21 protein-coding genes and 1 pseudogene are annotated in these 20304 nt (G+C 61.6%); 14 read left to right on the forward strand and 8 right to left on the reverse strand.

Features of this window, described 5'->3' with window-relative positions; all coding sequences use genetic code 11:
- Positions 1 to 157 precede the first annotated feature (157 nt).
- The 12 genes and pseudogenes from JAO73_RS10635 to JAO73_RS10690 all read left to right on the forward strand — a co-directional run bounded on the left by JAO73_RS10635 (position 158) and on the right by JAO73_RS10690 (position 9420).
- Positions 158 to 376, forward strand: coding sequence for a hypothetical protein (locus JAO73_RS10635; RefSeq protein WP_198977026.1), 219 nt, complete (start codon positions 158 to 160; stop codon positions 374 to 376).
- A gap of 169 nt (positions 377 to 545) precedes the next feature.
- Complete coding sequence (locus JAO73_RS10640; RefSeq protein ID WP_198977027.1) at positions 546 to 776, forward strand: hypothetical protein; 231 nt, start codon at positions 546 to 548, stop codon at positions 774 to 776.
- Positions 777 to 794: 18 nt separating this feature from the next.
- Positions 795 to 887: pseudogene (locus JAO73_RS23490) on the forward strand (BsuBI/PstI family type II restriction endonuclease); the annotation flags it as partial.
- Positions 888 to 1053: 166 nt separating this feature from the next.
- The gene (locus JAO73_RS10650) at positions 1054 to 1656 is read left to right on the forward strand and encodes a hypothetical protein (protein WP_198977028.1); all 603 of its coding nucleotides are present in this window, start codon (positions 1054 to 1056) and stop codon (positions 1654 to 1656) included.
- Positions 1653 to 2189, forward strand: coding sequence for a hypothetical protein (locus JAO73_RS10655; protein WP_198977029.1), 537 nt, complete (start codon positions 1653 to 1655; stop codon positions 2187 to 2189). The genes JAO73_RS10650 and JAO73_RS10655 overlap by 4 nt, the downstream gene beginning before the upstream one ends.
- 63 nt (positions 2190 to 2252) lie before the next feature.
- Positions 2253 to 3650 carry a phage integrase SAM-like domain-containing protein gene (locus tag JAO73_RS10660; protein WP_198977030.1) on the forward strand — a complete coding sequence of 466 codons (1398 nt, stop codon included), beginning with the start codon at positions 2253 to 2255 and terminating at the stop codon, positions 3648 to 3650.
- Between the two features lie 32 nt (positions 3651 to 3682).
- A complete protein-coding gene (locus JAO73_RS10665) occupies positions 3683 to 4021 on the forward strand; it encodes a hypothetical protein (protein WP_198977031.1) in 339 nt (112 codons plus the stop codon).
- Between the two features lie 929 nt (positions 4022 to 4950).
- Positions 4951 to 5133 carry a hypothetical protein gene (locus JAO73_RS10670; protein WP_198977032.1) on the forward strand — a complete coding sequence of 61 codons (183 nt, stop codon included), beginning with the start codon at positions 4951 to 4953 and terminating at the stop codon, positions 5131 to 5133.
- A 122-nt stretch (positions 5134 to 5255) separates the two neighbouring features.
- Positions 5256 to 6236: an aspartate carbamoyltransferase catalytic subunit gene (locus JAO73_RS10675; RefSeq protein WP_198977033.1), complete on the forward strand. Its 981-nt coding sequence runs from the start codon at positions 5256 to 5258 to the stop codon at positions 6234 to 6236.
- Between the two features lie 78 nt (positions 6237 to 6314).
- Positions 6315 to 7592, forward strand: a complete 1278-nt coding sequence (locus tag JAO73_RS10680) for a dihydroorotase (RefSeq protein WP_198977034.1) — start codon at positions 6315 to 6317, stop codon at positions 7590 to 7592.
- 74 nt (positions 7593 to 7666) lie between these two features.
- Entirely contained in the window at positions 7667 to 8176 is a 510-nt protein-coding gene (purE, locus tag JAO73_RS10685; RefSeq protein WP_198977035.1) for a 5-(carboxyamino)imidazole ribonucleotide mutase, read from the forward strand.
- Between the two features lie 23 nt (positions 8177 to 8199).
- Positions 8200 to 9420, forward strand: coding sequence for a 5-(carboxyamino)imidazole ribonucleotide synthase (locus JAO73_RS10690; RefSeq protein ID WP_198977036.1), 1221 nt, complete (start codon positions 8200 to 8202; stop codon positions 9418 to 9420).
- 235 nt (positions 9421 to 9655) lie between these two features.
- On the opposite strand, the gene paaZ is transcribed toward JAO73_RS10690, so the two are convergent.
- Entirely contained in the window at positions 9656 to 11719 is a 2064-nt protein-coding gene (gene paaZ, locus JAO73_RS10695) for a phenylacetic acid degradation bifunctional protein PaaZ (RefSeq protein ID WP_198977037.1), read from the reverse strand.
- Positions 11720 to 11950: 231 nt separating this feature from the next.
- On the opposite strand from paaZ, the gene JAO73_RS10700 reads away from it, so the two are divergent.
- The gene (locus JAO73_RS10700; protein WP_198977038.1) at positions 11951 to 12436 is read left to right on the forward strand and encodes a hypothetical protein; all 486 of its coding nucleotides are present in this window, start codon (positions 11951 to 11953) and stop codon (positions 12434 to 12436) included.
- A 78-nt stretch (positions 12437 to 12514) separates the two neighbouring features.
- On the opposite strand, the gene JAO73_RS10705 is transcribed toward JAO73_RS10700, so the two are convergent.
- On the reverse strand, positions 12515 to 12865 hold the full coding sequence (locus tag JAO73_RS10705; RefSeq protein ID WP_190922634.1) for a 4Fe-4S dicluster domain-containing protein: 351 nt from the start codon (positions 12863 to 12865) through the stop codon (positions 12515 to 12517).
- Between the two features lie 193 nt (positions 12866 to 13058).
- On the opposite strand from JAO73_RS10705, the gene JAO73_RS10710 reads away from it, so the two are divergent.
- Positions 13059 to 14072 carry an acyl-CoA reductase gene (locus JAO73_RS10710; RefSeq protein ID WP_198977039.1) on the forward strand — a complete coding sequence of 338 codons (1014 nt, stop codon included), beginning with the start codon at positions 13059 to 13061 and terminating at the stop codon, positions 14070 to 14072.
- Between the two features lie 179 nt (positions 14073 to 14251).
- Here JAO73_RS10710 and JAO73_RS10715 read toward each other — a convergent pair whose 3' ends face one another.
- From JAO73_RS10715 to lolA1, 6 genes are all read right to left on the reverse strand, one after another.
- The gene (locus JAO73_RS10715) at positions 14252 to 15124 is read right to left on the reverse strand and encodes a nucleoside phosphorylase (protein WP_198977040.1); all 873 of its coding nucleotides are present in this window, start codon (positions 15122 to 15124) and stop codon (positions 14252 to 14254) included.
- A gap of 50 nt (positions 15125 to 15174) precedes the next feature.
- Entirely contained in the window at positions 15175 to 16119 is a 945-nt protein-coding gene (trhO, locus tag JAO73_RS10720; protein WP_198977041.1) for an oxygen-dependent tRNA uridine(34) hydroxylase TrhO, read from the reverse strand.
- An 89-nt stretch (positions 16120 to 16208) separates the two neighbouring features.
- Entirely contained in the window at positions 16209 to 16841 is a 633-nt protein-coding gene (locus JAO73_RS10725) for a NeuD/PglB/VioB family sugar acetyltransferase (RefSeq protein WP_190922178.1), read from the reverse strand.
- Between the two features lie 68 nt (positions 16842 to 16909).
- Complete coding sequence (locus tag JAO73_RS10730) at positions 16910 to 18274, reverse strand: hypothetical protein (protein WP_198977042.1); 1365 nt, start codon at positions 18272 to 18274, stop codon at positions 16910 to 16912.
- Positions 18271 to 19572 (reverse strand): DUF2851 family protein, encoded by a 1302-nt coding sequence (locus tag JAO73_RS10735; RefSeq protein WP_198977043.1) that lies wholly within the window; start codon positions 19570 to 19572, stop codon positions 18271 to 18273. The genes JAO73_RS10730 and JAO73_RS10735 overlap by 4 nt, the downstream gene beginning before the upstream one ends.
- Positions 19573 to 19640: 68 nt before the next feature.
- Positions 19641 to 20285 (reverse strand): outer membrane lipoprotein periplasmic chaperone LolA1, encoded by a 645-nt coding sequence (gene lolA1 / locus JAO73_RS10740; protein ID WP_190922175.1) that lies wholly within the window; start codon positions 20283 to 20285, stop codon positions 19641 to 19643.
- Positions 20286 to 20304 lie beyond the last annotated feature (19 nt).

Here is a 20304-nt window from a genome sequence, read left to right on the forward strand (position 1 = left end):
ATTCTTCGTTCTTGTTGGCCTATTGGCTTCGTGTACCACCGAACCTACCCTGGAGGGGAAATGGGTGTCACAGAGCACAAACGACCAATATCACTGGCCCACGGGAGCCTCCGTTGACTCGGAGTTAAAACCCATCCCCATCGTCGGTAGAATCCGCATGGAAATCACCCCCGATTCCATCATTTACCTCGATACGAAGACCGCCACCCGTCCATTTCGCAGCCAGTACACCCTCCAGGACTCGATGCTGGTCATTCCCGGCAACCCCCACAAAACGCGCGTCCGCCTGCTCACGGCCGACACGCTCACGCTGGAGGTGGAAGGCGATACTTCCAAGTACGGGCGGGTCGACGTGAGCTACACCTTCACCCACTAGCCAGTCTGCTCACCCGCCCCCGTAGAAATACGGAGACCCCAAAACGGGTATTTCTACGCAGTGTAGCTCACAACATTTCCTTCACTTTTGCTCACCTAGCCCACAGGCCGTCACCGGCGCTCCCTTTCCCGCTTTCCGGCCCCTTTCGCTTCTCTCGCTACCCTACCCTATGAAGCGCACATCGCGCCGGCAGAAGCCGACTCCCATCACCTTTTCCCGGCAAGTCGGCCTCGTGAACCAGACCGGCCAGGGCAACAATCAAACCGTAAACCTGAAGCTGGTGCAGCAGCTGCGCCTCTGCCAGGCCAACTGCGAGTCGCTCAAGCGGGAACTGGCCCTGTGCCAGGAATTGGTGGCGGCGAAGGATGAGACGATTCGGATTCTGCAGGGCGGGGGGTAATGGGCTGAGTACCTAGTCGAAATTTCATGGGAAACAGAGGTATGGGTAGCAGATGTTCCGACCCACATGATTCATTTCAACGGAGACAGCTATCTAGGGCCACATAAGTAACCTGATTTCGTTGCCTTCAGTTGAACCCCCGTTTCTTATATAACACAAGCAATTAAGAGGAAATAGGCTACGAACAAGTATAATACCATATATTTAAGGCAATAAAAATTGTTCGAAAGGGCCTTTGTCAAAGTAGCTCCTTTATTCTAATATTATTGCATATCAAATGGTTGGCAGTCATAAAGCGAGGTCTTCAACTGCTGAACGGGTGAGGAGCAGAACAAAATTCGGCGGTTATCGCGCCGAATATTCCCCCCCAACAGAAAAGGATCCTGACTCCGGAAAAAAAACGGTTCAGTATGGAGAAGCAATTTTAAAACTGCTCAGCACCCTACTTCCTACAATTGCCTTCTGTTTTGCGCTGTATCAATATGTTGATCAGAACGAGCGCGACTTTAGGAAGAGTGTTTACGAAAAGCAAGCTAGTTATTACGAAGCCATGTCTGAAGCTGTGGCAGATATCATCGTTCGATTGGATGGACCTGAAAGCTTTGCAGAACTTATTAACTCAAAGGAATATAAATTATCAAGATATAAATTCATGACTTTATATTACGGCAAACTCAATCTGATTGAATCACCTGAAGTTGAGCGCTCCGTTATTCGATTTAGAGATTTACTCGAGAGATACGAAGCAAATGACGCAGATATAAGACTATCAGACATTAAGTTAGCTGGCTTATCAGTATCAGAGGTTTGCTCAAAATCTCTCCAAAAGACCTGGGGGCTTGACCCGGAGCAATTTGAAACCAAAATCATAAAGCAATGAACACCTTGACTTATCTGCTTTTGACCGTTGTTTTTTTTGGAGTGAGCCTTACCCACCCAAATAAGAGTACCAAGGAGGATATCGTCCTTAATGCATATTTAAAAGGAAAACTAGTATCTAGTGTGCAAATGGTATCACTAAAAGATACTGTCTTTTTTGCTGTAGTTAACAGAGTGTGTACAAAGTGTGCTTACACAGTTCATTCTGCTACAAGCATGGATGGTGCCGATGCAGACGTAGATGTTGAAGTTACTCAGTTCGCGCAATCACCACGCAAAAGCGCTAGAGAAAGTCGAAAAAGCTATGCAAATTCCCCTGAAGACTGCCGGGTTCGGCTCAAAAAGGCTAAAGCGCATACTTTAGAAGGTGTTCGTTTTGCAAAATGCTACTACGTGACGATGGCCTCCCTAAAAGAATGCCAACTAGAGAGCAAAGACAGAGTAGAAATGGTTATTCGAGCGTCGGCCAAAAACGACAAAGGAGAGGAGCTTACTTTACCGTGGCGCTCAACCTATAGATTCATCATTCAATAAATAAAGGCTACGCCCTATACTTTAAGCTAACTACCTATACTTTAAGCTAACTATTAATATGCCATGGAGGTAACTCGCCAGCTCCTCACCGAGCGGGCCAGTAAAAAAGGCCTGGCCCGCATCCAGCTCACCTTCTGCTGGGCGGGCCAGCGCCTGCGCCTGAGCAGCGGCCAGAGGGTGGACCCCAAGGACTGGGATGCCAAGCGCGAGCGCGCCAAGGCCAAGCCCGGCACCTACCTCGACGGCCTCAACGACGCCCTCGACCGCTTCACCGACGCGGCCACTGCCGTCGAGCACGAGGCCACCCTGGCCGGCCGGCACTTGCACAAGGCCGCCATGAAAGCCGCCATCGAGCAGCGCTACGCTGAGCTGGCGGCCGAGGCGGCCGGGCTGCCGGCCGTGCCCCCGCCCCCACCGCTGGCCCCGCCCACCTTCGCGCAGTACTTCGACCGCTGGCTCGGCGAGCAGTCGCGCTCGGTGAACCTGCGCACCGGCCAGCGCCTGAGCAAGGTTTACCTCGACAGCCTGGCCAACTCCCTGCGGGTGCTGCAGGCCTTTGCCGCGCACACCGGTCACCCGCTCACGCTGGAAGGCATGACGCCAGCCTTCTACCAGCAGTTCCAGGAGTACTTCTTTCAGCAGCGCCGTCAGGGCCTCAACACCTTCGGCAAGCACATCCGGGCGCTAAAGAGCTTCCTAGGCTGGTGCGAAACCAACGACCTGCCGGTGAGCCCCAAGTTCCACAGGTTCCAAGCCCCGGACGAGAGCACCGGCACCGACGCGCTGACCCAGCCCGAACTGCTGGCCATCGCCGGCCTGGACTTCTACACCGAGCGGGCCCGTGCCCTGGTGCGCGGCCACTTCGAGGCCCTCGACGCTGCCGCGCCCGACGGTCCGCGCCGCCGGGGCCAGCGCCGCAGCCAGGTCGATGACTACCGCATCCTCGAGCGCCTGCGCAGCCTCGAGCGCGCCCGCGACAAGTTCCTGCAGTGCGCCTACTTCGCCCTGCGCATCTCCGACGCCAACAAACTCGCCCCGCGCCACCTCGACTACGCCCGGCAGGTGGTCAGAATCAAGGCCGGCAAGACCCAGTTGCCCTGCGTGATTCCCTTCATCGACGACGACGTGTTCCGGCCCGTGGCGCTGGTGGAGAAATACCGGCCGCTGCAGCTGCCCACCTGCTTGCCGGTGGGCACCGGCCTGGACGAGTACCTGCCCACCGTCGCGGAACTGGCGGGCCTCACGCGCATCCCGCTCACGAGCAAGGTCGGCCGCAAGACCTTTGCCACCCTCAAGCTGGCCCAGGGCGTGCCGCGCACCACGGTGATGCAGGCCACCGGTCACAAAACCGAGCGCAGCTTCAACCGCTACGTGGGCATCGACGAGGATGAGTTGGTGGAGAATTACCGCAAAACGGCCAGAAAGGTGGCCGGTAAGCAGTCCGGCAAAGCTGCCGCGTAGTGCTATTTTCGCCTCTTAAACCTCCTCTCCCCATGAAACAGCACCTTCCCAAGCTCCTGACCGCCCTGCTCGGCCTCGCCATCACGGCCGGCATCATCGCCGCCAAATCCCCTACCGAAGGCAAGCAGTACGATTACGTCATGATTGAAAAGGACATATATAGCATCTCCATTTCGGAAGGGTACGACAAATTCGAGGAGCGCAAAGTGAAAGACCAGGCCAAGGACCGGCAGCACCAGGGCCCCCTTTTCAAAGTCATCAATGAATACGAGGCCCGCGGCTACGAAGTCTACGCCACCAATGAGGCAGGCTATTCATCCAGCGGAGGCACCAGCATGGGCCACTTCGTGCTGATGCGCAAAGCCAAATAGGGTCGAAAAGGTGGCAGAAAAGGGTGGCAAATTGGTACCTGCCTCGGCGCAGGCTGACGCGGCCTGACGCGCCAAAAGTGCCTTAACGCCACGTAAGGGCACATTAACCTTTACCCAACTGCGCCATTCTATCCCCTGGAAAGTCCCGTCCAGACCGCCAGTTTGCAAGAAAAGGCCATCTCCTACACGGAAATGGCCTTTTTTATTGCCGAAACCAAGAAAGGTGGCAAAAAAGGTGGCAGTCTTTACGCAGCTACATCCCCCTTTGAGTATTTAGTACTCGGCCCGACAGACACAGCCTTTGCATTCAGTAATCCTGCAGCCGCACGTTCTTCTGGTCGCACTACTCGTGGATGCCAGCCACTCAGTCAACAATCAATTCGAGTAAATTAACATGGGGCCTGTGGCGTCCGGGGCAATTCCAGAAGCGCCCCGCCTGCTTTAGCGCGGCCGGGCGCTCGTGTAGTGGCCCAGCCACGCGCCGGCAGCTTTGTTCTGCAGTTTTATCTGCTTCTTATAAGAGGCTTTTTTTCTCCGAATCACCGGTCGGAAGCGTGCTTTAGAAACCGGTTGATTTCTCCGTCTACCCCAAGCTGTGTTTCTATTTAAATGGCAGCGTACTCGACTTAAATGGCAGCGTACTCGACGCCGGTGGCGCCGTCAAAAGCGAAGCACCTCAAGGGCTGCTTGCTACCTGAAATCAGCGGCTTGCCCCCTGAGCCTCCGGAATAAAGAGCTAAAGTTAAGCTGGATTGAGCTTGCAAAGCAATTGGTTACGCAGGCCATGTTTTTTTTAGCGGCGAAAAGCATGACGAAAAGAGCGTGGTTTAGACCGTTAGGTCGGAAACAAAAGGTGAGAAAAGCGGTGCAAAAAATAACTTAACATTACCGATGAGTTGCCTGGCTTAACAATTCCGTAGTTTTGCGTCATGCTTCAACCCAAACACCTGTTGATGAAGCGCGGAGCCCTGCTCGACCGGGGACCGCGGGAAGACCGGAAGGTCTTTGCCGCCATCGGTTCTCCCGATTTTGACGCTGTTGTTCCCGTTGTTTTTCTGCCCGTTGCCCCGTTACCGTTTCGGATTCCGAAACGGTTTTTTTATGCCCGCTGAGTTCGTTGGCTGCCCCTCAGACAGTCATACATCATGTCGCAAATGCGGCGTAAGCGCATCGAAAACCGCTCGTCTTACCCGTTCCTCATTCTGACCACGTACTTATTTTCCCCCGCTTTGGTATGGCACGCAAAGACCTGCTCGACATCGCATCCCTTCACCGCGAGGAAATCGAGTTCCTGCTCGACCAATCCACGTCCTTTAAAAAGCTGTTCACCCGCTCGGTGAAGAAAATCCCGGCCCTCGAGGGCAAGTCCGTGCTCATGCTGTTCTACGAGGCCAGCACCCGCACGCACTCGTCGTTTGAGGTGGCGGCCAAGCGCCTCTCGGCGGAGGTCACGAACTTCAACGTCGACCACTCCTCCATCACCAAGGGCGAGTCGGTGCGCGAAACCATCGAGACGCTCCAGGCCATGCGCACCGACTACATTGTGGTGCGCCACAGCCACTCCGGCCTGCCCGGCATGATTGCGCGGCAAACCACGGCGGCCGTCATCAACGCCGGCGACGGGGCGCATGAGCACCCCACGCAGGCCCTGCTCGACGCCTTCACCATCAAGGAAAAATTCCCGGACCCCAGGGGCAAGAAAGTCCTCATCATCGGCGACATTCTGCACTCGCGCGTGGCGCGCTCCACCAGCACGCTGCTGCAAAAGCTGGGAGTGGAGGTGGCTTACCTGGGGCCGGGCTCGCTGGTGCCCAAGTACGTGCCGGCCAGCATCCCGCGCTTCACCGACTACGAGGCGGCCATGGCCTGGGGCCCCGATGTGGTGTACTTGCTCCGCGTGCAGCTGGAGCGCCAGGACGTGCAGTTTTTCCCCAGCGTGCGCGAGTACCACCGCGTCTACGGCATCACCAACACCCGGCTGGCCGAAATCAGCGACCGGGGCCTTTACATCATGCACCCCGGCCCCGTGAACCGGGGCGTGGAGCTGTGCGACGCCGTGATGGACTACGAGCGCAGCCTGATTACCAACCAGGTCGAAAACGGCATCTCCGTGCGCATGGCCGTGCTCGACTGGCTCACGCCGGGCGGCGACTTCCCGAAGCAGGAAGCGTATGCAGCCCAGCCGCGCGCCAACTCGACGGCGATTACGCCCTGACCGCCGCACGCGTCCGCGGCCTTCGTTTTTTCATTTTCCTCTCCACTACCCCTTGTGGTTTATAGCAACTAATACTTCATGCTTCTCCTTCAAAACGCCCGCATCGCCTCCGAAAATTCTCCTGTGCTGCTCGAAAGCGATGTCCTAATTGTCGAAGGGAAAATTCAGGATATCGGCCAAGGCCTGGCCATTCCCGCGGATGCCCGGGTCGTCGACGCGCGGGGCCGCGTGCTGCTGCCCGGCATGTTTGATGCCCACGTGCATTTCCGCGCCCCCGGCTTCGAGAACAAGGAAACCATCACCACGGGCAGCGAAGCCGCCATCAACGGCGGCGTGACCGGCGTGGTGATGATGCCCAACACCCGCCCGGCCCTCGACTCGGCCACCGCGGTGGCCACCGTGCTGGAAAATGCCCGGGACCGGGCCCGAATTCCGGTGTACACTTCCGGCTGCGTTACCAAAAACCGCGAGGGCAAGGAACTGGCCGAGATTGAAGGCATGCGCGAACTCGGGGTGAAAATGCTGACCGACGACGGCGACACCACGGCCGACCCGGCGGTGCTGCTGCGGGCCATGCAGTACGCCACCGAGTTCGGGATGTTTTTTGCCAGCCACTGCGAGGTGCCGGAGCTGGCCGGGCCGCGCGCCCTCAACGAAGGCGTGATGAGCTACCGGCTGGGCATCAAGGGCTCGCCGGCCTGTGCGGAGGAAATCATCATCGACCGCGACATTCGCCTGGCCCGGGCGGCGGGCGCCCACGTGCACATCCAGCACGTGTCGAGCAAGCTCGGCATGGAAACCATTCGCTGGTGGAAATCGCGCGGCGATGTGAAGGTGACGGCCGAGGTGGCCCCGCACCACCTGCTGTTCACCGACGAGCACATCGGCGACTACGACACGAACTACAAGATGAACCCGCCGCTGCGCACGCAGACCGATTGTGATGCGCTGCTCGAAGGCCTCAAAGAAGGCGTGTTCGACCTCATTGCCACCGACCACGCGCCGCACACGCCGTTCGAAAAAGCCCAGGACTTCATCAGCGCGCCCAACGGTATTACCGGCCTCGATACGGCGCTGGTCTCGCTCTACCACCACTTTGTCGAGCCCGGCAAGTTTGGCTGGGACCTGGTGGTGAAGCGCTATTCGGCAGAGCCGCGCCGCCTGATGGGCCTGCCGGTGGCCGCCATCGAAGTGGGCCAGCCCGCCGATTGCCTCTTGTTCGATACGCAGGCGGAAACCACCTTCACGAAGGAATTCATGAAGTCTAAATCCCAGAACACGCCCTTCATCAACCAGACCCTGAAAGGCAGCGTGGACATGGTGATTTTGGGTGCAGAAGTCCTGCTGGAGCGTTAATAGCTAGCGTTTATACAAAAAGTCGTCCGTCATGCTGAGCGCCGCCGAAGCATGACGACCTATTACCTAACCTTATGAGTACCTCCACCTCTGATTCGTCCATCCCCCTCATCGGCGTGGTCATGGGCTCCAGCAGCGACTGGGACACCATGCAGCACGCCGTGCAGATTCTCGCGGACTTTGGCGTGGCCCACGAAGCGCGCGTGGTGTCGGCCCACCGCATGCCCGACGACTTGTTTGCCTACGCCGAGCAGGCCGGGCCGCGCGGCTTGCAGGCCATCATTGCCGGCGCGGGCGGGGCCGCCCACTTGCCGGGCATGCTGGCTGCTAAAACCACGGTGCCCGTGTTGGGGGTGCCAGTGGCCAGCCGCCATTTGCAGGGGGTTGATTCGCTGCACAGCATTGTGCAAATGCCCAAAGGAGTGCCCGTGGCCACGTTTGCGATTGGCACGGCCGGGGCGGCCAATGCGGCGCTGTTCGCCGTGAGCATGCTGGCCCTGCACGACCCGGGCCTGGCTACCAAGCTGCAGGCGTTTCGCGTTGCCCAAACCGAAGCCGCTCGCGCCATGACGCTGCCGGTATGAACAACGCCATGCACATTGCCGCGATGAAGCCTATTTACCCCGGCAGCGCTGACGCCGCAGGCCGGCCGGCCACTCTGGGAGTGTTGGGAGGCGGCCAGTTGGGCCGCATGTTTGTGCACGCTGCCCAACGCCTGGGCTACTTCACCGCCGTGCTGGAGCCCGACACCGAAAGTCCCGCCGGATTGGTGAGCCACCACCACATCCAAACCGACTACTGCGACCCGGCCGGGCTGGCGCAGCTTGCTGACTTATGCCAGGCCGTCACGACCGAGTTTGAAAACGTGCCCGCGCAGGCCCTGCATGCGCTGGCGCAAACCCGGCCGGTAGCGCCGGGCGCGGCCGTGGTGGGCATTGCCCAAAACCGCATCGAGGAAAAAGCCCACTTTGTGGCCTGTGCTGACCTATCAGGGGTGACCTGTGCGCCCTATGCGGTGATTGAGACGGCGGTTGAGTTGCAAGCCGCCCAAGATGAGCGGACGGACTTATTGCCCGGCATCCTCAAAACCGCCCGCCTGGGCTACGACGGCAAGGGCCAGGTCCGCGTCCGGAACGCCGCGGAGTTGGCTGCCGCCTGGGCGGAGCTAGGCAGCGTGGCGTGCGTGCTGGAAAAGATGCTGCCGCTCACGGCCGAGTGTTCGGTGCTGGTGGCCCGCGGCTGGGATGGGCAAGTGGTCAGCTTCGCCCCGCAGCGCAATGTGCACGTCGACGGTATTTTGGCCGTGACCCACGCCTACGAAGGCAACATGCCGCCCGCCCTGGCAACCCGGGCCCGCGACGCGGCGGTGGCCATCGCGCAGCAGCTCAGCTACGTTGGGGTGCTGTGCGTCGAGTTTTTTATGGTGGAAGACGGGAGCGAACACGGCAGCCTGGTGGTGAACGAGATGGCCCCACGCCCGCACAACAGCGGCCACTACACCCTGGACGCCTGCGACGTCTCGCAGTTTGACTTGCAGGTGCATGCCATGGCCGGCCTGCCCCTGCCGCAACCGCGCCAGCATTCGCCGGCCATCATGCTCAACCTGCTGGGCGATGTGTGGCTCGACGCCAGCGGCCAACGACGGGAGCCGGACTGGGCAGCCGTGCTGCGCCTGCCGGGCACGCACCTGCACCTGTACGGCAAGCTGCACGCCCGCGCCGGCCGCAAGATGGGCCACCTGACCATCACCGGACCGGATGTTGCCAGTGTCACAGCTGTGGCCCAGCGCGCTGTCGCACTGCTCGGCTTGCCGGGATACGACGATTAGCCAATGACTTTCAACACCAGCGGGCCGTCCCTCCTGCCCACCGTTTCGAGCATCGAGCCATTGGTGAGCGGGGTGCCCCAAACCTAGTGACGGTTTTTGACCTCGCCGCAGGCTACCCGGCCCTGATGGCTCGCGCGAATGGCCTCAGCCATCCCATCGGGCCTTGCTAAACACAGAGTGCCAGCCGCTACCGGCTGGCACTCTGTGTTTTTGAGAGTTGAGTCTACTGGATTTTCTACTCCTGATTCCGCTTCTTCACCATGGTCAGAATGGTTGCCACGGCCACTGTTTCGCCGGTTTCGTCGGTCACGGTCACTAGCCAGCGCACGATGCCTTTGGCCACGTCGGTTTCGTCGCGCTTCTCCTGCCCTACCTTCTCTTTCACCGTTAGCGTCACGCCGATGGTCATGCCGGGGTACACGGGCTTGGTGAAGCGGCATTCGTCGAGGCCGTAGTTGAGCAGCACGGGTCCTTTGCGCGGGTCCACAAACATGCCGGCGGCCTTGCTCAGGATGTAATAGCCGTGGGCCACGCGCCCGGTGAAGAGCGTGCCCTCTAGCGAGGTAGCGTCGACGTGGGCGTAGAAATTATCGCCCGATACCTGGGCGAAGGCGCTGATGTCGGCCTCCGTCACGGTGTGGCGGTGGGTGGTGTAGGTCTGGCCGATTTCCAGCTCCTCGAAGTAGTGCTGGAAGGGGTGCTTATCTTTTTCGATTTGCTTGGCACCGGTCTGGTACACCTCCGTGATGGCCGTAATCATGCTCGGCGAGCCTTGCAGGGCCACGCGCTGCATGAAATGCTCCACCCCGCGAATGCCGCCCATCTCCTGCCCGCCGCCGGCCCGGCCGGGGCCGCCGTGGATGAGTTGGGGCAGCGGCGAGCCGTGCCCGGTGCTTTCCTTGGCCATTTCGCCGTTCAGCACCAGGATGCGGCCGTGGTGCGTGGCGGCGCCCAGCACGAAGTCCTGGGCCGTGCGCGGGTCGTTGGTGGCCAGGGAGCACACCAGCGAGCCCTTGCCCATGTTGGCCAGCGTCACGGCCTCTTCGGTTTCGCGGTAGGGCATCAGCGTCACCACCGGGCCGAAGGCTTCGATTTCGTGGCTGTCGAGGTGTTTGAAGGGTTGGTCGTTGCGCAGCACGATGGGCGAAGTGAAGGCGCCCTTGGCGTAGTCGGCGCCGCGCTCTTTGCCCAGCAGCTCCACTTCTTCCAGGTTGCCGTACACGATGGGCGTGTGTTGAGCCAGGTGGCGCACCCGCTCGCGGAAAATATCGGCCTGCGCCCGGCCGGCCAGCGCGCCCATGCGCACGCCCTCGGCCTGCGGGTGGCCCACGGTGGTTTGGGCCAGGGCCTTGCCCAAGGCAATCTGCACGTCTTCCAGGTAGGCTTCGGGCACGATGGCGCGGCGAATGGCGGTGCATTTCTGCCCGCACTTGGCCGTCATCTCCTTGCGAATTTCCTTGATGAACAAGTCAAATTCCGGCGAGCCGGGCCGGGCATCCAGGCCCAGTACGGCGGCGTTGAGCGAGTCGGCTTCCATCGTAAACGGCACGGCTTCCTCGATGATGCGCGGGTGGGCACGCAGCTTGCGCCCGGTGCTGGCCGAGCCGGTGAAGGTCACCACATCCTGGTACGTGACGTGGTCCAAGATGCCCTGGCCCGAACCCACCACGAGCTGCAACGCGCCTTCGGGCAGGATGCCGGAGGCAATGATTTCGCGCACCACGGCTTCGGTGAGGTAGGCCGAGGGCACGGCGGGCTTCACCACGGCGGGCATGCCGGCCAGCAGGTTCACCGCAATTTTCTCCAGCATGCCCCAGATGGGGAAGTTGTAGGCGTTGATGTGCACGGCCACGCCTTCGCGGGGCACCAGCAGGTGCTGGGCCATGAACGTGCCGCCCTTGCTCAGGCCCACGGGCTCGCCCTCCACGTAAAACGGCTTGTCGGGAAACTTGCGGCGCAGCGAGGCGTTGGCAAACAGGTTGCCGATGCCGCCCTCGATGTCAATCCACGAATCGGCCCGGGTGGCGCCGGAGCGGTAGCTCAGCTCGTAGAAAATCTCCTTTTTTTCCTGCAAGTGGAAGGCCAGCGCCTTCAGCATGCGGCCCCGCTCGTGGAAGGTCATCCGGCGCAGCTGGGGGTTGCCCACGCGGCGGCCATAATCCAGAATGGAGGCAAAGTCGAAGCCTTCGGTGTTGGCCAGGGCAATGACTTCGCCGGTGCTGGCGTCGAGCATTTCTTGCGGCGCGCTGGCGCCGGGCGTCCAGCGGCCGAGGGTGTAATTTTCGAGGGTGTGGGGCATGATGGGTGGGAATGATGGTTAGAATTGCAGCGCGGACTCTGCGAGTCCGCGCTGCACGCCGGCAGTTTAAAAGGGGTTTGCCGGCCGTTGCGGTTCACCGGCGGCCGAATTTAGGTAACGGGCACCGCTCGGGCCCTGCTCATGCCGTGCGAATGGCCGTTGGAAAAGTTGGTCGCACGCTCCAGCTTTTGCGTACAAGACGCGCTGTTTGCCTCACTTAATTCCGAAAGTATGCGCTACCGTTTCCTCCTGCCGCTGGGTTTCCTGCTGGGCTGCGCGGCCACCGACCAGCCCGCTTCTGATGCGCCAACCGCCACCGCGGTGCCGCCCGTGAGCCGGGCCTTCGACGTGCCGGCCCTGCTGGGCATGAACGCCGACCAGATAGCCCAGCCCCTCACCGGCCAAAGCATTCGGCCCGACCACGACCGCACGCCCCGCGTGGGCCCCTCCGGCGCCACCGAAGCCCTCTACACCTATTGGCGCGACACCACGGCACTGGAAGTGAGCTACAATCCCGAAACGCTGCGGGTCAACAGCTTCTTTATCAAAACCAAAGCCGGGCACACCGCCAACTACGAAACCCTGCTCAAGCTGGCCAACGTGAGCCGCTTCGACAAGCGCCTGAACGTCGAGCCCATTGCGTCGGTGAGCAACCCCCAGTTGTTCACGGGGGTAAAGCTGACGCCGCAGGCGGCTTCGGCTGAATCGGCACAGTAAGCAGCAATTTGCAGAATTAATTGCCACCAAAAAGGCCGCTCCTTTGGAAGCGGCCTTTTCCTTTTCAGGTATAAGAAATTAGGCGGCGATGTGCAGCCATTCTTTCTTTTCGAGCAGGCGCTCGCGGGTTTCGCGCAGGTCGGGGTCGTCCACGCAGCAGTCCACGGGGCACACGGCGGCGCACTGGGGCTCTTCGTGGAAGCCCACGCACTCGGTGCACTTATCCGACACGATGTAGTAGTATTCGTCCGAAACGGGCGTTTGCGGGGCCGTGCCCGCTACCACGGTGCCGTCGGCGGCGGTGACTTCTTTCAGCGTCGTGCCATCGGCCCAGCGCCATTGGGCGCCGCCTTCGTAAATGGCGTTGTTGGGGCATTCCGGCTCGCAGGCACCGCAGTTGATGCACTCGTCGGTTATCATGATGGCCATGGGGCGTCGGGGGGTCAAAGTTGTGAAGAAACCAAAGCAGTTCGAGCAGGCTTTACGTAAAAAAGCGGGCGCGCGCCGGTCATTGGCCGGACAAAATTAGCCAACACCGACCGGGTTTGCATGGTTTAGCCCAATTTTGCTGACAATTCCTCTGCCCGCGCGTCGCACTGGCGCGCCGGGCCTTCCCTTTTGCATGAATCAATCCGAACGACTTGCCGCTTTTGTGGCCCTGGGCCAGCGCCTGGCCTCCCTCTCCCCCGACGAGCTTACGGCCCTGGCCGCCCGCGCCCGCAACCAAAACGCCTGGTTCGACACCCCGAACGTGACGGCCGCCTTCGCCGGCCTGGCCCACCTGCTGGCCGAGGCGCCGCTGCGCCGCTGGGCCGGCCGCTACCCGCCCGAGCCCACCACCGTGCACAAAATCGGCGTGGTGATGGCCGGCAACATCCCCATGGTGGGCTTTCACGATATGCTGTGCGTGCTCATCAGCGGCCACGTGCTGCTGGCCAAGCTCAGCGCCGACGACACCGTGCTCATGCTCTGGCTCATGGAAGAGCTGACGCGCATTGAGCCGCGCTTTGCGGACTTCATGCAGGTACTGCCGCGCCTCAATGCCGCCGATGCCTTCATCGCCACCGGCTCCGATAACACGGCGCGCTACTTCGAGTATTATTTCGGCAAGAAGCCCCACATCATCCGTCGCAACCGCACCAGCGTGGCCGTGCTGACGGGGCAGGAAACCAACGAGGAGCTGGCCAAGCTGGGCCCCGATATTTTCCAGTACTACGGCCTGGGCTGCCGCAACGTGAGCAAGCTGTTCGTGCCCAAAGACTACAGCTTCGTGTCCCTGCTCGATGCCCTGCAGCCCTTCGAAGGGGTGGTGCACCACCACAAGTACAACAACAACTACGACTACAACAAGAGCATTCTGCTGGTGAACAACGAGCCGCATTTTGACAACGGCTTCTTCCTCATCCGGCCCAGCCAGGGGCTGGTTTCGCCCATTTCAATGGTTTTCTATTCCGAGTACACCAGCGAAATCGACCTCGTAGACCAACTGACGGACATCGCCGCTCAAACGCAGTGCGTGGTTTCGGCGGGGGCGCGCTTTGCGGGCAGCCACCCGTTTGGGCAGGCCCAGTCGCCGCCCGTCGACGAGTACGCCGACCGGGTAGACACGATGAAATTCCTGGCCGAACTCGTCTGAACCACGGATTCGGGCGGATTTTTCGGATTTCGCGGATTTTGTGGGCGGCGCAATCATCTGATTATAATTCAAAAACAAACAGAGAAGGCCATCCCGTCGGGATGGCCTTCTCTGTTGCTGTGCTTGGGTTGACGTCCACAAAATCCGCGAAATCCGAAAAATCCGCCCGAATCCGTGGTTCAGACGAGGCGTTGCAGGGTTTGCTCAATCATGGCATCGACCACGGCGCCGGCGTTGTCGGCAAATTCGCCGGTGGCGCGGTTGGCCACGATGGCATTCAGCGACAGCACCTCGTGGCCCAGCATGCGGCCCAGCGAGTAGTAGCCGGCCGTTTCCATCTCGAAGTTGGTGAGGCGGAATTCGCCCTCGGCGCTCTGGTGGCGGAAGTTTTGCAGGCGCTCGATGTAGTTGGGAATGCGCAGCTCGAGGCGCAGGCTGCGGCCCTGGGGGCCGTAGAAGCCGGGGCAGGTGAGCGTGTTGCCCATCACCATGCCAGCGCCCAGCTGCTCGCGCAGCAGGTCGGAGCCCCGCACCACGTAGGGCGCGTAGGGCAAGCCGAGGGACTTTTGCAGTTCGGTGGCTACTTCGGTTTCCAGGCCGGTTTCCATCAGCGGGTAGAACTGGGCCAGGCTGTCGAGGCCCACGGCGTGCTCGGTGGCCAGCATCGAGCCCAGGGGCACGTCGGCTTGCAGGCTGCCGCTGGTGCCCAGCCGGACGATGCGCAGGCTCATGCGCTCCTCCTGGGGCCGCACCGTGCGCGACACAAAGTCGATGTTCACCAGCGCGTCGAGCTCGTTCATCACGATGTCGATGTTGTCGGTGCCCATGCCGGTGCTCAGCACCGTGATGCGCTTGCCCCGGTAGTAGCCCACGTGGGTCACGAACTCGCGGTGCGTGGTTTCAAACTCCACCGAGTCGAAATGCCGGCTCACCTGGGCCACCCGGCCGGGGTCGCCCACGGTGAGGATGGTGTCGGAAATGTGGTCGGGCAGCAGGTTGAGGTGGTAAATGCTGCCGTCGGGGTTCAGGATGAGCTCGGAAGAGGGAATCATGGGAATGGTGAGAAGGTGTTCGGGGTGAGAACGGAGCGAGGGAAGTCGTTTCAGGCCTTGTACGAGGCTAGGCCTTGGGCAGGGTTGTAATGGTTGCTCAGCTTGGGGTAAGAACCGGTGCCGTCGTAGGCGCGCTTGTCGGGGTGGGCGGCGCAGGATTCGGAGCAGGCGCCTTGCAGCTGGTCGCCGCAGGCTTCGCACAGCGGCAGGTGGGCGTTGCAGTGCGGGTTGGCGCAGTTGATGAGGCGGTTGCTGGGCTGCTGGCAGTGCTGGCAGCGCGAAATCACGGTGGGGTTCACGCGGTTCACGTCCACGGCCACGCGGTTGTCGAACACGTAGCATTGGCCGTCGAAGTCCTCGCCCCCGGCCTCGATGCCGTACTTGATGATGCCGCCGTGCAGTTGGTACACGTTTTCGAAGCCTTGCTCCAACAGGTAGGCGCTGGCTTTTTCGCACTTCACGCCGCCGGTGCAGTAGGTCAGGATTTTCTTGTCCTTGAATTCCTTGAGGCGCTCCACGCGGTCGGGGAAGTCGCGGAAGTTTTCGATGTCCAGCGTCACCGCGTTTTTGAAGCGGCCGAGGTTGTACTCGTAGTCCGAGCGCACGTCGACCACCACCACGTCGTCGCGGTCCTTCAGGGCCTTGAACTCCTCGGGCGATAGGTGCTGGCCGGTTTTCTCGTGGGGCCGCACGTGGCGCAGGCTGCTGTGCACAATCTCGGGCTTCACGCGCACGTGCAGCTTCTGGAAGGTGTGGGCTGCCACGTCGTCCACCTTAAACTCCAACGCGGCAAAGCGCGGGTCGGCCTTTACGATTTCCATGTAAAGGGCGCAGCTTTCGCGGGTACCCGACACGGTGCCGTTCAGCCCTTCGGCGGCCACGATGATGCGGCCGCGCAAGTCCAGCTCCAGGCACAGGCGGTGGTGCTCTTCCCGAAATTGCTCGGGGTTCTCAATCGGCGTATAGCAGTAATACAGAAGAACCTGGTAGTCCATAATGGTCAGTTGCTCGTTGTCAGTTATTAGCGTAGTCAGCTGCGAAGTCTGGGACTAGCAGCTGACAACGGGCAACTGACAACTATAATTTACACTTTCACAGCCGGGTTGCCGAACACGGTCTGGCCGTTGGGCACGTCGGCCACCACCACCGAGCCGGCGCCTACGCGGGCTTTGTCGCCGATTTTAACACCGGCCACCACCACGGCACCGGCGCCCACGAAAGCTTGCTCGCCCACCTGAACGTCGGCCCCGATAAGGGCGCCGCTGCCCAGCTGGGCAAAGTTGCCCACGGTGGCGCGGGCTTCCACCACGGCGTTGCCGTTCACCAGGCAGCCGTCGCCGAGCGTGGCAGTAGCCGCCACCACGGCGTTGGGGCCCACGTAGTTGCCGTGGCCCAGCGTGGCGTGGTTCGACACGCTGGCGCGCTCGTGAATGGCGTTCACGGGCACGGCTTCGTACTCGTTGCGCAGCATCTCGGTGAGGCTGCGGCGGCTGGCGGTGTCGTCGGTGGCCACAAAGACTTCGCACTTTTTGCCCAGCAATTTCAGCAGTTCGCCGTCGTCGGTGTTGCCCATCACGGGCACGTCGAGCAGCTCGGTGCCTTGCAGCTTTTTATCGTCGTCGAGCAGGCAGTACACCACCACGTCGTTGGAAAGAAAAGCGTCGAGGGCGGCGGTGCCCACGGTTTGGGCGCCAAGAATAATAACGGGGTTTTCCATTAGAAAAGGTTGCAGAGGGCTGGGGCGAGGACCGGGCGCCGCAACTGGGCCGTCCGGGTCGCGGAGAGCTACAAAGGTACGGCGCCCGTCGCAGGAGCATTGCTGCCGGGCACCGGGGCAGCGGGCGGCTCTTCGCCGGGCGCATGCTGGCCGCTGCCCAGCCCCAACCGGCGCAGGCCCAGAGCGGCCACGTCGTTTTGCAGCAGCAGGTACACCAGGTAGGGCAGCACCGCGCTGCGGTAGCGGTTCAGCGAGCCCAGGTTGGGCGTGCTCAGGCCGAGCAATACGGCCAGCACCAAGCAGAATATGGCAAGGGCCGCCACGAGCCCGAAGGGCAAATGGCCCCAGCGCTTGCGCCACGCGGCATAGGCCGCGGTGGCAAACAGCCCCAGCAGCGCCAGGTTTTCGAGGGCAGCGGCCACGTACAGCGGCTGCCACGACTCGCCCACCCACGGCCGGGTGAAGGCATTGAGGGCCGCCTGCGGGGCGTGGCGCAGAAAGCTTTCGGCCGTGGGCCGCAGGTCGGGGTATTCGATGTGGGCCTTGGCGGCCGACATCTCCAGCGAGTGCGCGTAGATGCGCATGGTTTGGTTGGTGAATTTATTGAGCCGGAACGCCACGCTCACTTCGGTGGCCGCCCAGGCGCCGCCGGCCAGCACCGCCACCAGCACCAGCACCTGCGCCACCCGGCTGCGCGCGCCCCCCAGCCGCTGCAGCAGGTGCACCACGGCCAGCCCCACCAGCGCCCCCAGCAAGGGCGCCGCGAAAAAATAGCGCATGAAAAAATGCACGTACGCCAACACCAGCAGGCCCGCCACCGTGGCAGCCCACCCCCGGCCCGACGCCGAGCCCGGCCCGTAAAACAACTGCAGGTACAGGGCCAGCAGCCAGGTCCCACTGCCCAGCAGCAGCGGCTCCTTGGCCACGCCAGCCGCCCAAAAGACCACCGTGGGCCACGCCACAAATGCCACCACGGCAGCGGCTGGCGGCGTGCGCGGAAACAGCCGCCCGCAAGTGCTGGCCAACGTCCAGCAGCCCACGAAGCTGAACAAGCTCAAGTAAATGCCGTTCAGCCAGCCGCTGTCCAGCGAGGCCAGGTTCAGCCACCCCAGGATTTTGGCCATGAACAGCGTGTTGGACATGCCGTAGTAGGTGATGACCTGCTGGCGCCAGCCCACCTCGTCGGTGAACAGCGCTTGCCACACCTGCCCCGCCCGCAGCAGGCGCGTCACAGAGGCCGCCTGCTCGCTGATGAACAGGGCGTCGTCGGCCAGGTGCCAGCCCCGCCAGGCGCCCACCAGCAGCCGCCCGGCCAGCCCCCAGGCCAGCAGCCCGCGCGCCCAGGCCGGCGCCCGCTCCCACTGCCGGCGCAGCCACGGCAGCAGCACCGCCAGCAGCGCCGCATTCAGAACCAACGCAATAGCAAGTTTCATCGCGCGACGCGGGGTTGTTGTACCAAACGGCTGCCAATGGTGCAGTGCAGGCAGCGACGGGGCGCGCAATACTGCTTGTGCAACGCCAGCAGCCCCTGCGACTCGGCCGCCGTGCGGTGCGCGAAGCCCAGGGCCTCGTACACGTCGGTGAACTGGTTGTGCTCGGGCGGCAGCTGGCTAAGCAAGGCCAGGCTGCTTTCCACCACGGCCGGCTGGCCCACGTGCCGGGCGTAGGCCACGCGCAGGGGCACCACCACGTTGGTGATGAGCAGGTCGATGCTGCTTTTGCCCAGGGCCGGCACTTTGCCCGGGCGGCCCGGCCGGAAATGGCGGCGCCAGTACTCCGGGGCCGGCGCCTGAAAAAACTCGGTGAGGGCCGCCACGCTCCGCGCCGTCAGCAGGGCGTCGAACAGGGCCGGGCGGGCGTGCAGCAGGCCGGCCAGCTGGCCCAGGCGCACCGGCGGGAAATTGGCCGGCCGCAGGCGCAGGTAGTTCCACTCATGGGCCTGCAGGGCAGTTTCGGCCAGGCTGTATTTGTGCCGCAGGAAGTCGTGTTCCTGCCTCAAGTCGCGGATGTAGTCATCGGCTGCCGTCTCTTCATTCTCAACGAGAAATCCGGCCTGCCCGAACAGCAGCGCTTCGAGCTGGCGTTGGTCGTGGCGATGGCGGCGCAGCACGGGCAGCGGCACGGCCTTGGCCAGCCGGGCCAGGGGCTCGCTGTTTTTTTGAAAGCCAAACGCCGCCATCAGCGCGTGGTAGGCGGTGGCCTCCCAGTCCTGCCCAAGGCTGTCGTGCAGGGTCATAACGATGTCGGCCTTGTGCTCCACGCGCTCCAGGAGGGCGCGCTCGGTCATCATGGTTTTGGTGATTTCGGGCACCAGCTGCAGCAGCGGTGCGCACGGCAGCGGCGCGGCCGCGGGCGCTTCCACCAAGGCGTGGTAGCGCGCCAGCAGCTCGGGCGCAACACGGGATTGTAAGGCCAGCGCGGGAATAACGCTGCCGTTGGTGCGGGTCACTTCGGCGTCGGCGCTGGCCACCACGTGCAAAATCACCTGGTCGTATTTGGGGTCGATTTGGTGCTGATGACGCGCCCAGTCGGAGGCGCGCAGATGAATTTCGACGGCGCCGTTCCACTCCACCTCGCCGATGCGCAGGCGGGCATTCAGGAAATCGGGGCCGGCGTCGGCGTTGCGGTGGCCGGGGCGCAGCACCTGGATTTCCTCGCCGCCGGTGGTGCGCAAATCCAGCTTGTCGTAGTACTGGTGCTGCCAGACGTAATGGTAGAAATCTTCGCGCATGAAGCAAATGTAAAACGGCCCGCCTCTTTCGGAGCGGGCCGTTTTCTAATTCGGAGGGCAACTTGCAATTACCGCAAATCCACCACTTTCACGCCTTTGTACTTGGCCTTATCAAAGGCAAAGGTGTTGGCGTCGACGGGCGGGTTGGGCTTGAAGTTTTTGATGAGGAAGGTGTACTGGTTGCCGTTCTTCTTGAACATCTGCCAGCTTTTCACCGAAGCATCCTTCTTGCGCACTTTCAGGCGCACCTTAAACACGTCATTCTGGCGGTTTTCCGGGGCCAGCTCAATCACGTCGAGGGGCTCGCCGCCTTCCGTGACTTGCTGCACGTAGGTGTACTTGTAGCCCTTTTTATACATCGTATAAATCTGCGAGGGCGACATATCCTGCGAGTCCGGGTCCGAGTCGGAGATGTTGACCTCGTTTTCGTTTTTCAGGTAGGTCCAGGTGGTGGTGCCGTTGTTAATAACTTCCTGGCCGCTGATTTTGAGGCGGAATTTCTGGCCGCTCACCACGATGTCGCCGTTGATGTTCTGCTTCACCTTCGCGCCGGGGTTTTCCAGCGTTTGGGTAAAAGTGGCCTGGAAAGCTTTCAGAGCCTGGTATTTGGCGCTCATCTGGTCAAGAATTTTGCCAGCCTTGGGGTCCTGCTGGGCGGCGGCGGGCAGCGCCAGCGTGGCCGCGAGCAGCAGAGAAGAGAGGTATTTTTTCATTAGATGGAAAAAGCTGTGA

This window comes from Hymenobacter miniatus (assembly GCF_016427455.1).
In the GTDB taxonomy this organism is placed as follows: domain Bacteria; phylum Bacteroidota; class Bacteroidia; order Cytophagales; family Hymenobacteraceae; genus Hymenobacter; species Hymenobacter armeniacus.

Bases quoted from the DNA above. Each gene is read 5' to 3' on its own strand.
- JAO73_RS10635 (WP_198977026.1), top strand. From the start codon at position 158: ATGGAAATCACCCCCGATTCCATCATTTACCTCGATACGAAGACCGCC.
- JAO73_RS10640 (WP_198977027.1), top strand. From the start codon at position 546: ATGAAGCGCACATCGCGCCGGCAGAAGCCGACTCCCATCACCTTTTCC.
- JAO73_RS10650 (WP_198977028.1), top strand. From the start codon at position 1,054: ATGGTTGGCAGTCATAAAGCGAGGTCTTCAACTGCTGAACGGGTGAGG.
- JAO73_RS10655 (WP_198977029.1), top strand. From the start codon at position 1,653: ATGAACACCTTGACTTATCTGCTTTTGACCGTTGTTTTTTTTGGAGTG.
- JAO73_RS10660 (WP_198977030.1), top strand. From the start codon at position 2,253: ATGGAGGTAACTCGCCAGCTCCTCACCGAGCGGGCCAGTAAAAAAGGC.
- JAO73_RS10665 (WP_198977031.1), top strand. From the start codon at position 3,683: ATGAAACAGCACCTTCCCAAGCTCCTGACCGCCCTGCTCGGCCTCGCC.
- JAO73_RS10670 (WP_198977032.1), top strand. From the start codon at position 4,951: ATGCTTCAACCCAAACACCTGTTGATGAAGCGCGGAGCCCTGCTCGAC.
- JAO73_RS10675 (WP_198977033.1), top strand. From the start codon at position 5,256: ATGGCACGCAAAGACCTGCTCGACATCGCATCCCTTCACCGCGAGGAA.
- JAO73_RS10680 (WP_198977034.1), top strand. From the start codon at position 6,315: ATGCTTCTCCTTCAAAACGCCCGCATCGCCTCCGAAAATTCTCCTGTG.
- purE (WP_198977035.1), top strand. From the start codon at position 7,667: ATGAGTACCTCCACCTCTGATTCGTCCATCCCCCTCATCGGCGTGGTC.
- JAO73_RS10690 (WP_198977036.1), top strand. From the start codon at position 8,200: ATGAAGCCTATTTACCCCGGCAGCGCTGACGCCGCAGGCCGGCCGGCC.
- paaZ (WP_198977037.1), bottom strand. From the start codon at position 11,719: ATGCCCCACACCCTCGAAAATTACACCCTCGGCCGCTGGACGCCCGGC.
- JAO73_RS10700 (WP_198977038.1), top strand. From the start codon at position 11,951: ATGCGCTACCGTTTCCTCCTGCCGCTGGGTTTCCTGCTGGGCTGCGCG.
- JAO73_RS10705 (WP_190922634.1), bottom strand. From the start codon at position 12,865: ATGGCCATCATGATAACCGACGAGTGCATCAACTGCGGTGCCTGCGAG.
- JAO73_RS10710 (WP_198977039.1), top strand. From the start codon at position 13,059: ATGAATCAATCCGAACGACTTGCCGCTTTTGTGGCCCTGGGCCAGCGC.
- JAO73_RS10715 (WP_198977040.1), bottom strand. From the start codon at position 15,124: ATGATTCCCTCTTCCGAGCTCATCCTGAACCCCGACGGCAGCATTTAC.
- trhO (WP_198977041.1), bottom strand. From the start codon at position 16,119: ATGGACTACCAGGTTCTTCTGTATTACTGCTATACGCCGATTGAGAAC.
- JAO73_RS10725 (WP_190922178.1), bottom strand. From the start codon at position 16,841: ATGGAAAACCCCGTTATTATTCTTGGCGCCCAAACCGTGGGCACCGCC.
- JAO73_RS10730 (WP_198977042.1), bottom strand. From the start codon at position 18,274: ATGAAACTTGCTATTGCGTTGGTTCTGAATGCGGCGCTGCTGGCGGTG.
- JAO73_RS10735 (WP_198977043.1), bottom strand. From the start codon at position 19,572: ATGCGCGAAGATTTCTACCATTACGTCTGGCAGCACCAGTACTACGAC.
- lolA1 (WP_190922175.1), bottom strand. From the start codon at position 20,285: ATGAAAAAATACCTCTCTTCTCTGCTGCTCGCGGCCACGCTGGCGCTG.